General features: G+C 63.5%; 1 protein-coding gene and 1 pseudogene. Both read right to left on the bottom strand.

Annotated features, from left to right (window positions below; genetic code table 11):
- Positions 1 to 55: 55 nt before the first annotated feature.
- Positions 56 to 3,223, bottom strand: a complete 3,168-nt coding sequence (locus tag MUM_RS0102780) for a non-ribosomal peptide synthetase (protein ID WP_010166708.1) — start codon at positions 3,221 to 3,223, stop codon at positions 56 to 58.
- Positions 3,223 to 13,382 (bottom strand): annotated as a pseudogene (locus tag MUM_RS1000000134550) (amino acid adenylation domain-containing protein); the annotation flags it as partial. The gene MUM_RS0102780 and the pseudogene MUM_RS1000000134550, both read right to left, overlap by 1 nt.

Raw genomic sequence — 13,382 nt, 5'->3', positions numbered from 1 at the left:
CTGAGCGTTCCCACTATTTAAAACCGGGGCTGATTGCCAGCCCCGGACACTGCAACTATCCCTGCTGTAACTGGCGAGCCTTTTCCATCAGCGCGGCCTTCTCTTCAGGACTCATTGCATCCAGGCGCAAACGCGCCTGGGCAATCTTCTCCAACTGCCCCGCGACACTTTCACGCTCACGCAGCACCCGCGCCAGTTCCGCCACGCTTGGGTGATCAAACACCACACCGGGATGAATCTCGCATTGCAGCAGCTTGCGAATACCCGCCACCAGTTTGATCACCAGCAAGGAATGCCCACCTGCAGCAAAAAAGTCCTCATCGATGCTCAGCCGTTCCAGCCCGACCAACTGGGCCATGCGCGTAGACAACAACGCTTCAAGCGCATCACGTGGCGCTACGTAAACCGCCCTGGAAACCACCGGCTGAGTGTTCTGCAAGGCCTTGCGGTCAACCTTGCCGTTCGGCAGGCGCGGCATGCGTTCGAGGCTCAGTATCAGGCGCGGCACCATGGCCGCCGGCAGGCGTTGAACCAGTTGGGTTTTCAGGTGAGTCAGTACACTCTCATCCATCGCTGCTCGCAGTACCACGAACGCCTGCGGCTCCTCTTGTACCAGCACCACCACCGCTTCGCTGACCTCAGGCAAACGCAGCAACTGTGCCTCGATCTCCGCCAGTTCAATGCGAAACCCCCGTACCTTGACCTGGTGATCACGGCGGCCAGACAGCTGCACGCCCCCGCCGACCCGATAACGGGCCAGGTCGCCGGTGCGGTACAGGCGCTCGCCGCCCACCAGCGGGCTGTGGATAAATGCGTCGGCGTCAGCCTCGGCATTCAGGTAGCCCCGGCACAGTTGGCGGCCACCGATGAACAACTCGCCCAGTTCGCCCGTCGCCAGCAGTTGCGCATCAGCACCGAGTACAAATACCTGGTTGCCGGGAAGCACCTGTGTCAGCGGGACGCCATGGGTCACGTCGTCACCGGGCAGCAACGCATGCACCATCACCCCCACCGTCGCTTCGGTAGGACCGTAATGATTGAACACTCGGCAGTCGGGGCGCAGTTGATGAATCCGCTGCACCAGGCCTGCGCCGATTGCTTCACCGCCCAGCACCAGCGTGCCAGGCAACACAGCGCTCTGGGCCTCAAGCAAGGCAGCCAGATGGGAAGGCACGATTTTCAGGCAATCGATGCGGTGGTCTCGCAGGAACCCGGCAAAGCCCTGCGGGTCTTGCAGGGTCGCGTCGTCAGCGATATGCAGGGTCGCACCGTTGTACAGCGCGCCGAACAAGGCGGTGTTGCCCAGGTCGGCCGCTACCGTGGAGCTGAAAGCAAAGTGACGGCAGGCAGACAGGCCCAATTGCTGGCTGCTGCCCGCGGTGTAGTTGAGTAACGCGCCATGTTCGATCACCACGCCCTTGGGCTGCCCGGTGGAGCCGGAAGTGAACAGCACATAGGCCACGTCCCGCGCCTGCACGGATGCGGCGATTGTCACCGGTGCATCAAGGCTCAGCCCCGCGAGGTTGAGGACCTTGAGCGAGGCCATCGGGTCGCCCGGGCTCGGCGCTTGTGCCGCCAGTATCAAGCTCGCGGCAGCATGCCGGGCGATTTCGGCCTGGCGCGCCGCTGGCCATTGCGGGTCCAGCGGCAGGTAGGCCGCACCCGCACGCCAGGTGGCAAGCATCGCGACGACCAGTTCTACTGAGCGCGGCAACGCCAGACCGACGATCGACCCTGCCCCTGCGCCCTGACGCAGCAACTCGGCACTCAACTGCGCGGTGCGGGCTTCAAGCTCGGCGTAGCTGAGGGTCTGGCCCGCATGGGCCAGGGCCATCGCCTGCGGCGTCTGATGCGCCCAACCGGCGATACGCTGCGGCAACAGCAACGATGCATCCATCGCTTGCGGTGGCGGATTGAGCGCCAGCAGCCAGCTTTTTTCGGCGGAATCCAACAGATTCAAGCGTGCAACGGTTTCTTGCGGATTGTCGGCAATGCTATGGAGCAGTTGACGGTATTGGGCCAACAGGATCTCGACGGCTTGCGGGGTGTAGCACGCAGGGTTGAAGTCGAGTGACACGCCCTGAGACTCACCATTCGCGGCGACTTCCAGCTGCAGTGCCAACTCGAACTCCGGCACGCCGGCCGGCAGGTCACTGCCGGCCCAGACCAGCCCTGCTACTTCACGCGGCGCCGAAACCCGTCGGCGGCCAAAGCTGATTGCTGGCCTGGCCTGCTGCGGGAACGACAAGGGCGTCCAGTATTCCTGCCAGGTACGGTGCTGATCCAACTGCGCCGCCACGCTCGCAACCAGGTCACGCAAGGTACTCGCCGGATCGATACGAATCGCCAGGGGCAAGGTTTTCTCGAACAGGCCCAGACTGTGGCTGAAGAAATCATAATCCTGGCGCGCGTCATGCCGCCAGCCGGCCAGGAACGTCTCACGACCACTGATGCGCGCCAGCAGTATCCACCAGGCGGCTTGCATCAATACGTCCAGCGGCTGTCCCGACGTGGCCAGACGAGCCAGCAGGGCTTGATCCAGCGGCACGCTCAAACGCTCGGCCGGTGCGGTGCCGCCGGGTGTCAGGCGGTACGGCAGGTCGGGGCCGCTGACCAGCGGCTCGGGGCCTTGCAAATACTGCTGCCAGTAAGCCTTGGCCGTGTCTGCGTCTTCATCGAAGATCACCTCGCCGCGCCATTCCAGGTACTGGGAAAACTGCCCGGGCTCGTCCTCTTCAAACCCTTGCTGCCCATAGGCTGCCAGCAACTCCTGCTGGATCAGGGCCAGGGTCGCGGCATCGGCCGCGTAACGCGCCACGCCGACCAGCAGTTGCCAATGATCCGTTTCCAGGCGTTGCAACAACGCGCCGAACGGCGGCAGTGGTTGCTGCAACCATTGCTGCTGACGGGCGCTCACCTGCTGCGGCGAGCCCACTTCGGGCCACAGGGTCAAGCTTACCGCCTCAGCCGCCACGACCCGCTGACGCAGTCCGTGATAACCGCTGACAGGGGCAAACTGCGCCACCAATGCTTCGTGCCGCAGTGCCAGGCTGTCCAGGGCGTGCTGCAGACGCAACGGGTCCAATTGGCCGCGGATATCCAGTTTGAGGCAGTGGGCCAAATCGCCCCAGCTCGCCCCCTGTTCCCGAGCGTCCAGGTGTTGTTGCTGCTCGATCAGCAGCGCCAATCCTGGGTCCACGATTCCCTGTTGTGCAGTACTCATGCTCCGGCCTCTTCCTTTTCGGTCTCGCCGTGCGCCACTTGCAACGCACTGCGTTCAATCATTTCACCCATGGCCACGACAATCTTGCGCGGCCCTTCGAACGGGTCGCGGGCGTGGGCAGCCAACATGTTGTCCAGCAGGATCACGTCGCCCTTTTGCCAGTCGAACCGCACCGCGCAGGCTTCGTACAGATCGCCCACCAACGCCATGACCTCGTCTTCGATCGGCGAACCATCGCCGTAGTACACATGACGAGGCATGCGGTGCTCGCCGAACAGCGCCAGCAAGTCCTCGCGCACATCCGGGTCCAGGCAGTAGATGTGATGCAGTTGAACCTGGTTGAAGAAGGTTTTTTCACCCGTCACCGGGTGCCGGATAATCGCCGGGCACGGTGTGCGGATTTGCAGCTCATCGTTGTCCAGCCAGGTCCACTCGATGCCCGCAGCTCGGCAACGCGCCTCGACGTCGGCACGCACATCGGTCTTGAAGAAGTGCTGCCAGGACACGTCCAGCTTGTCGGCAAAGGTGCGTACGTACAGCAAGCCCCTGTCTTCGAAACGCTCGCGTATTGCCACCGGCAGCTTGAGGTACATCTGCCGGCAATCCACCACTGGTGTGGCGCCGCCCACCGGCGATGGCTGCTCGCAGAAGAACAGTTGCTTGCGCGGCCAGCGGTCCTGGTGGGAGCTTTCGTTATGGAACAGGATCATTTTCTTTTCAGGGTACGGCGTGGAACGGTAGGTGTTCTTGCCGCCCTCCTTTTTCGGCAAGTCGCCGTATTGGCCATACAGGCCAGGCTGTACGGCCTCGGCAAATGCTTCAAAGTCATGAATGTCGCGCAGCGCAAACCCGCGGAACAGGATCCCCGCGTGGCGAGCCAGCTTGGCCTCCACCAGCGCGCGGTTTTCCTTGATCCACGCCACCAGGTCCAGGCCTGGATCGGTGGGTTCCATCAGTAATGGGAAGTCCTGCTCCGGGACCAGCAGCGATTCACGCATCAGCGCGCCGGCTGGCTTGTCGGTGCGGCTTTGGGACTTTTTCAGGAACTTGCCCAGCTTGTCGGCCTTGATGGCAGGCGGTACGGGCGCGGCGTTTTGCTCAAGGGTGTTGGTAGGCATGGTGATATCCCCTAATTGAATGTTCGGATCACACACAATCTGTTCAAGAATTCCTGTCCAGGCGTTGACGAATGACTCAATGCGTTGTGGTTCAAACAGGTCGCTGGCGTACTGCCAGGTACCGTGCAGGCGGCCAGCATCCTCATCGATGAACAGGGCCATATCGAACTTGGAGTAACCGCCACGGGTTGGCAGCACCTCAACCTCGACCCCCTCCATCTGGCCGCCCTGCACCGGCAGGTTGTTCATCACGAACAGCACCTGGACCAGTGGGTTGAAACCGCGCTGGCGCACAAGTGACGAGGCCTCGACGATCATGTCGAAGGGCAAGTCCTGATGATCGAAGGCGTCCAGTGCAGTGCCCTGGGTACCGGCAAGGAAAGCGCTGAACGGCTGCTGCGCCGTGAAGGTCGAGCGCAGCGGCAGGATATTCACGAAAAAGCCGATCAAGCCTTCCAGCTCCGGCTGCTGACGCCCGGCCACGTCGGCGCCCACCAGCACATCGTCGCAGCCAGTGAGCCGATGGAGCATGACCTGGAACGCCGCCAGCATCGTGCTGTAGAGCGTGACGCCCGCGTTGGCCGACAGCGCCTTCAAGCCGTCATGCAAGGTGGCGGGCAGCGTGAAGCCAAGGTCCCGGCCTTCGTAGGTGGGTGCCTGGGATCGAGGCTTATCGGTGGGCAGTCGCAATACACCGCTGTGCCCGGCCAACGCCTGTTCCCAATAACGCGCCTGCGCTGCCAGCACGCCGGCCTGTTGCAACTGCTGCTGCCACAGCGCGTAGTCGGAGTACTGGATCGGCAAGGGTGGCAGCGGTTCAAGGACACCGGCCTTGGCGCGTCCATAAATCCCCACCAGTTCATTGACCAGCACTGCCATCGACCAGCCATCGGAGATGATGTGGTGCATCGAATACAGCAACACGTGTTCAGTGGGGCCCAGCTTGAGCACCTGCCCGCGCAACAACGGCGCCTGCAACAGGCTGATGGGCTGGCGGGTGTTGGCTACCACGGCGAGGGTAACTCGGCGCTGCTGCTCCGCCGGGTCCAGGGCCGACAGGTCGAGCAGCGGCAGATCGACATCCACGTGCCCGGCGATGATTGCCAGCGGATCGCCCTCCTCGTCAGTGATGTAGGCGGTGCGCAGGGTTTCGTGGCGGGCAATCACCTGCGCCAGGCTGCTGATCAGCAGCGGCAATGACAACTCGCCGCGCAGGCGCACGGCCAGCGGCATGCCATAGGCGCCGCTGGCATCCGAAAGCTGCTCCACAACCCACAGCCGGCGTTGTACCAGGGACAGGCTCGCGCTGGTTTTTTTACCGTGGGCCACCAGCGGAATCTGCACCACCGGCTCGTCCCGCCCGGTTCGGGCTGCCACCGCCGCCACAAAGTCTGCCAGGCGCGGCGCGCCAAACAGGTCGCGCAGGGTAAGGTTGCAGGACAGCAACGTCTTCAGGCGCGCGACCACCTGAGTCGCCAGCAGCGAGTGGCCGCCCAGTTCAAAAAAGTGATCGTCCAGCCCGACCTGTTCCAGCTCCAGCACGCTTTGCCAGATCCCGGCGACCTGGATTTCCAGCGCCGTTCGCGGCGCCACATAGTGGTTTTGCTGTTGGCTGGCATCCGGTTTGGGCAGGGCCTTGCGGTCCAGCTTGCCATTCGGGCTCAGGGGCAGCACATCGAGGAACATCAGGAAACCCGGCACCATGTAGTCCGGCAGCACCGCCGCCAAGGCAGCCTTGATCGATTGGCGCAACTGCGCTTGCGGCACGGCACTGGCGTGGGGCACCACGTAACCCACCAGTTGCAAACCACTGGCTGCCGGTTGCGCGAGGACAATGGCGTCTCGCACCGCGTCCTGCTCCAGCAACCGGGCCTCGATTTCCCCCAGTTCGATGCGGAAACCGCGAATCTTCACCTGATGGTCGATCCGCCCCACGTACTCGATCACCCCGTCAGCGTTGTAGCGCGCCAGGTCGCCGGTGCGGTACAGCCGGCCGCCACTTTGGCTGAACGGATCGGGCATGAAGCGTTCGGCGGTCAGGTCCGGGCGATTGAAATACCCACGGGCCAGCAACTCGCCGCCGATCACCAGTTCACCCACCACACCTATCGGGGCCGGGGCGCCGCTGTCGTCCAGCAGGTAGATGCTGCGCCCGGCCAAGACCTTGCCGATGGGCATGGTCAACGGCGTGGGGCGTGCGCCGGTCACGTAGTCGGTGCAGTCGAGCGCGGTGACGGTGACGGTGGCTTCGGTGGGGCCGTAGGTGTTGAGCAACTTGACGTGGCCAAGGCCAGCCTGGCCCACGCGGCAAGGCCTTCGGGCGGCATGGCTTCACCGCCGGCATGCACTTGCTTGAGGCGCCCGTAATCCGCGGCGGCACGCGAGTCTGGCAGCAGTCAGTAGCGTGGTCAGGTCGACCACGCTGATCTGGTGCCGGATCAGTTCGCGGTAGAAGGTCTCGGTGTCCCAGATCTCGGTGCCGCGCAGCACCACCGAGGCGCCACAGATCAGCGCCGGGTAAAGCTGCTCGACGAAGCCGTCGAAGTTGAAAGTGGAGAACTGCAGGATGCGGTCGGCACCGTTGAGGTTGAAAAACTCCAGGGACACATAGGCATGCCGAGTCAGCGAAGACTGGTTGATGCCCACGCCTTTTGGCCGCCCGGTGGAGCCCGAGGTGAACATCACATACGCGAGGTTCTCGGCGTGGGCGCGGTTGAGCAGGTTACTGTCGTCCAGGTCGATCCAGGCCTGCTCGTGGTCCAGGCACAGGTGTTCGACATAGGCGGGAATCGCCAGTCGTTCACGTAAATGGCTCTGGGTCAGTATCAGCCGGGTGCCGCTGTCTTCGATCATGCACAGCAGGCGATCCTGGGGGTATTCCGGGTCCAGCGGCACATAACCGCCGCCGGCCTTGAGCACCGCCAATAGGCCGATGATCATGTCCAGGCCACGCTCCACGGCGATCCCCACCAGCACGTCGGGGCCGACGCCCAGGCTCACCAGATGCCGGGCCAGGCGATTGGCCCGGGTGTTGAGTTCGGCGTAGCTCAACTGGCGGTCTTCGAAGAGCAAGGCCGGTGCGCAAGGTTGCTTCGCGACCTGGGCTTCAAACAGCTGATGGACCCGCTGTTCGCTCGGGTAATCAAGGCGGGCGCTGCTCCAGTCATGGACCAGCGACTGGTACTCCTGGGTATCCAGCAGGCTGATTTCTGCCAGCGGCAGCTCGGCCGCACCGAGCACATGGTTGAGCAGATTGCTCAAATGCATACCGAGACGCTGCACCGTCGACGTTGAAAAGTGCGCGTGGGCATAGCTGTAATGCAGGGTCAGGGTATCGCCCAGATTGACCGTCAGGGTCAGCGGGTAGCTGGTCTGCTCATGAGTGTGCAATGCCTCGAATTGCAGGCCTTCGGGAGCCCCTTGCTGCAGCACCTCGGAGACCGGATAGTTTTCGAATACCAGGATAGTGTCGAACAGTGCCTCGCCACCACGACCGGCCCAACGCTGGATTTCGTAAAGCGGTGCGTGCTCGTGCTCGCGCAGGCTCAGGTTCAGCATCTGTACGCTTTGCAGCCAACTGCTGACACTTTGCTCCGCCAGCGGGCTGGCCACTACCGGCAAGGTGTTGATGAACAGGCCTATCTGCTGCTCGACTCCGGGCAAATGCGCCGGGCGCCCCGCCACCGTGGCACCAAACGCTACCGTGGCCTGTGCGCTGTAGCGTTGCAGCAGTAACAACCAGGCGGCTTGTACCAGCGTGTTGACCGTGACTTTCTGCTGGCGGGCAAACTCATGCAGGCGCCGGGTCTGCGCGGCTTCCACAACGCAATAGTGTTCACCATAGGCCGGCCCCGATATAGCCGGCATCTGCGTTTGGGCCAGGCGGGTCGGCTGCTCCAGGGGCAGCAACTGCGCCTTCCAGAATGCTTCACTGGCGGCACCATCCTGCTGTTGCAGCCACGCGATGTAATCGCGGTAGCGGCCAACGGCGGCCGGCGGGTTTTGGCCGCTGTAGCGCTGCAACACTTCGCCGAGCAACTGCGAGTTGCTCCAGCCGTCCATGAGGATGTGATGATGGGTGTAAATCAGGTGCCAGTCAGTGTCCGTCAGTTGCACCAAAACCAAGCGTAACAATGGCGGCCGGGCAAGATCAAAAGGTTCGCGGGATTGCGCCTGGGCCAGCGCCTCCAGGGCGGCCGGCACGTCATCACGGTTACGCCAGTCGAGTACGCTGAACGGCAACTGCACCTGGCGGTGCACCACTTGCTGCGCCTGCGACCAGTCGCCGGGCCAGATGAAACCGGTGCGCAGGATGTCCTGGGCGTCGACGGTAGCCTGCCAGGCGGCACGAAAGCGCGCCGCGTCCACCCCCAGCACATTGACGCGCATCTGGTTGATGTAATCGCCGGCGTCCTGCTCGTACAGGCTGTGGAACAACATGCCCTGCTGCATCGGCGACAACGGATACAGGTCTTCGGCCTGGGCCCCCAACTGCGGCAACGCATCCAGCTGGCGCTGGCTGATACCGGCCAACGGGAAATCCGACGGCGTCGCCTGTCCGGCCTCAAGCGCACAGCGATGGGCAATCAACGCCTTGAGTTCGCGGGCATAGTCGTCAGCCAATTGCTGGACGGTCGTGGTCAAGAACATCTCACGGCTGAAACCCCATTGCAGGAACAGTTCCCCGCCGTAGACCTGCCCTTCAACCGTCAGCCAGTTGGCCAACGGCGCCAGGGGGTCCTGGGCCAGGCCATTGCCTTCGGTGGAAGGCACGAACAACGCCGCTTCGTCGAACTGGCGGTCGAATTGCCCAAGGTAGTTAAACGTGATGCGCGGCTGAGCCAGAGCGGCCAGGGCCGCGACCACGGCAGGCTGCGCCAGGTAGCGCAACACACCGTAGCCAATGCCCTTGTCCGGCACCTCACGCAATTGCTCCTTGACCGCCTTGATCGAGTCCGACAGTTCCTGGGCCGGGGTCAGGTTGACCGGGAACAGGCTGGTGAACCAACCAACGGTACGGGTCAGGTCCACGCCGTCAAACAGGTCCTCACGACCATGGCCTTCCAACTGAATCAGGGTACTGCCCTGCCCGCTCCAGCGGCACACCACACGCGCCAGCGCGGTCAGCAGCAGGTCGTTGACCTGGGTTCGATAAGCGGCCGGCGCAAGGGTCAGCAGTTGGCGGGTGGTGTCGGCATCCAGGGTGCAACTGACCTTCTCCTCCAGGTATTGATGCAAGCCGCCGTGGGCATTATCGCAAGGCAAATCCGCCATCGACGTCGCCCCAAGCCGCGCCTGCCAGCCTTCAAGCTGGGGCAGGAAGCGCGCACCGGCGTCTTGCAGCCGGGCGGTCCAGGCTTGATAGGAGGTGGTCTTGCCTGCCAGTTTCGGCACCGTGCTGTCACGCAAACCGGTGTACAGCTGCTGCAAATCATCCAGCAGCACGCGCCAGGACACGCCATCCACCACCAGATGATGGACCACCAGCAGCAAGCGCTGGCTGTGGTCGGGCATCTGCACCAGCAGCGCTCGCAGCAACGGGCCGTCTTGCAGGCTGAGGCTGCGCTGGGCCTCATCACACAGCTCGGCCAGGGCCGCGTTGCTGTCAGCCTGGCGCTGCCATAACACGGATTCAACCGCGGCCTCGCCGTAGTGCTGCTGCCATCCCTCGGCACCCGGCTGATAGCGTAAACGCAGGCCGTCATGGTGGTTGACCAGCTGCTGCAACGCGGCATCCAGGTGCGCCGCCATTATCGGCTCGCGCGGCACCAGCAACAGCGACTGATTCCAGTGCTGGCGCTGGGGGATGTCCTGAGCGAAAAACCACTGCTGCACCGGGCTGAGGGCCGCCGGACCGTGGGCAGCACCCTGGTCGATCGCGGAGTGCAGGCGCAGGCTGGCGACTTGTGCCAGGCTACGCAGGGTCTGGTGCTGGAACACGTCCTTGGGGCTCAGGCTGATCTCGGCCTGGCGTGCCCGGCTGACCACTTGCATGGAGACGATGGAGTCGCCGCCCAGTTCGAAGAAGTTGTCGTCCAGCCCCACGCGTTCAATGCCGAGTAACGTTTGCCAGATCGCCGCCAGCGCTTTTTCCGTGTCGCTGCTCGGCTCGACGTGTTGCCGTGCCGGTTGTGAACTGTCGATGGCCGGCAGGGCCTTGCGGTCGAGCTTGCCGTTGGGGGTCAACGGCAAGTGCTCCAGGAACAGCAAATGTGTGGGCACCATGTACGCCGGCAGCACCTGCTTGAGAGCGGCCTTGAGGGTTTCGCGCAAGGCGTCCTGAGCCTCGGCATCGCCAGATAAATCCGGGTTGGTGGGCACCAGATAAGCCACCAGTTGCTGGCCACTTGGGCTGTCCTGGACCAGTACCGTCAACTCACGTATCGCGGGCTGGCGCGACAGTTGCGCCTCGATTTCCCCCAATCGATACGGAAGCCGCGCACCTTGACCTGATGGTCGATGCGCCCCTGATATTCCAGCACGCCGTCGTCCAGGTAACGCACCAGGTCGCCGGTGCGGTACAGACGTTCACCACTGGTGGCAAACGGGTTGGGTACATAGCGCTCGGCGGTCAGGGCCGCACGCCCCAAATAGCCACGGGTTATCCCCGCGCCCGCCAGGTAGAGTTCGGCGCACACACCCTGGGGCACGGGCCTGCAACCGGGCAGTCCAGCAGGTAGCTGGCAGTATGGTTGATGGGGCGGCCTATACTGCGCGACCACCGGTAGCACGCCGGGTATAGGTGGAATAAGTGGTGTCTTCAGACGGGCCATAAAGGTCGTAGACATGCTCGATACCCGGCTGTTGATACAACGCCTCCACCAACGCCTGCTTCAGTGGTTCGCCGGCCAGGTTGATGACGCGCACCCCGGGAGGAATCTGCCCGGTGCGCTGGAGCGCGGCAATCGCCGATGGCACCGTGTTGATCAAGCGCACCCGGTCACGGGCCGGCAGGTCGGGCAACTCCAGGGCGTTGCGGGCGATGATCAGCGAACCGCCGGCGGCCAGGGTCACAAACAACTCCCACACCGAGAGGTCGAAACACACCGAGGTCGAGGCCAATACACCCTGCACATCCTCACGGCTGAAGACCCGCTGCGACCAGTCGATCAGCGCCAGCACGTTGCGATGGGCAATTGCCACGCCCTTGGGCTTGCCGGTGGAGCCCGAGGTGTAGATCACATAGGCCAGGTTGTCCGGGGTTACCGCCGTGACCGCTTCGGTGACAGGCCATGGCGCCAGCAGTGATACCGGATCGTCGAGCAAAATCACTTGGGTATCGGGGATGATCGGCAGGGTTGCCGCCACCGCCTGTTCGGTCAGCAGCAGCAAGGCGCGGCTGTCTTCGAGCATGTAGGCCACGCGCTCGGCCGGGTAGTCCGGGTCCAGCGGCACATACGCGCCACCGGCCTTGAGCACCGCCAGCAGCGCCACCAGCAACGCCTCGGAACGGACCATCGCCACGCCGACGCGCACCTCTGGCCCCACACCGTGCTTGATCAGCAGATGGGCCAACTGATTGGATTGCTGATCGAGTTGCTCACTAGGTCAGCTCACGGACGCCAAACGGTGACCGCCAGTGCCTCGCGGGGTTTGGTCGCGCCTGCTCGGCAATGCGCTGATGGATGCACAGCGCCTCGGGGAAGCTGTCGTGACGGGGAGTTCCAGTCATGCACGATGCGCTGGTATTCGTCTTCGTCCAGCAGCGGCAAATCGCCGACCGCCTGACGGGGATCGGACACCATCCCCTGCAACAGTCGCAACCAATGGCGCGCCATGCGCTCGATGGTGGCCGGGTCGAACAGGTCATCGGCGTAAGTCAGTGCGGCATGCAGGGTGCCGGACTGTTCATAGGTGTCCAGTGTCAGGTCGAATTGCGTGGTACGGCCTTGCCCTTGCACCAGGCTCAGTTCCAGACCTGACGCGGTGCTGACCGTGGAAATATCCGCCACCTGCGGCTGGTGGTTGTACATCACCTGGAACAGCGGTGTGTGGCTCAAGCTGCGCTCGATATTCAGCGCCTCACCAGCCGTTCGAAGGGCAGATCCTGGTGGGCCTGAGCGCCAAGGGCCGCTTCCTTGATGGCTGCCAGCAGTTCGTCGACAGGGGTTTGCCCGTTCAATTCAGTGCGCAGTACTTGGGTGTTGACGAAGAAACCGATCAGCCCTTCGATCTCGCTGCGGTTACGGTTTGCAATCGGCACGCCAACCCGAATATCGCCCTGACCGGTGTAGCGGTGCAGCAGCACGTTGAACGCGCCCAGTAGCAGCATGAACAGGGTCACTTGATGCAGCTGGGCACAGGCGCGCAATTGCTCTACCAGCCGGGCGTCGACTGCGAAGGTATGACGTGTACCGCGATAGCTGGGCATGGCCGGACGAGGGTGATCCGTAGGCAGTTCCAGCACCGGATGCTCATTACCCAGGCGCGCCTGCCAGTATTCCAGCTGGCGGGCCTGCTCCCCCGCTTCCAGCCAGCGGCGCTGCCACAGGGCGTAGTCGCTGTACTGGATCGGCAGGGCCGGCAACCGTGGCTGCTCATTGCGCTCATGTGCGTCATAGCAGCGAATGAACTCGTCGATCAGCACGTTCATCGACCAGCCATCGGAAACGGATGTGGTGCAAGGTCAGCAGCAGCACGTGTTCCTGCTTGGCCAGCTTGAGCAAGTGCACCCTCAGCAAAGGGCCGTTGGCCAGGTCGAAGGGCAGCAGCGACTGGCGGGTGGCGGCCTGTGTCACCGCCTGCTCGCGCTCGGCTGGCGCCAGGGCGCTGAGGTCTGATTGCTCGATGGCCAGCGGCGACTGTGCGGCCACTTGCAACAGACTATCATCCGCCTGGCGCTGGAACACCGTGCGCAAAGTCTCATGGCGGGCCACCAGGCTGGCGAACGCCTGCTCAATTGCCGGCAGGCTCAACGCCCCTTTCAGCCGCACCGCCCCCGGCAGGTTATAGGCGCCACTGGCAGGATCCAGTTGCCACAGAAACCACATCCGCTGCTGCGCGTAGGACAGCGCCTGCCGGTCCTCGGCCTCCACTCCTGC

This window comes from Pseudomonas sp. PAMC 25886, assembly GCF_000242655.1.
Classification (GTDB): domain Bacteria; phylum Pseudomonadota; class Gammaproteobacteria; order Pseudomonadales; family Pseudomonadaceae; genus Aquipseudomonas.
This window is presented reverse-complemented; position numbering and strand designations above follow the sequence as displayed.

Excerpts from the sequence above, each read along its gene's own strand:
- MUM_RS0102780 (WP_010166708.1), bottom strand. The coding sequence starts at position 3,223 with ATGAGTACTGCACAACAGGGAATCGTGGACCCAGGATTGGCGCTGCTG.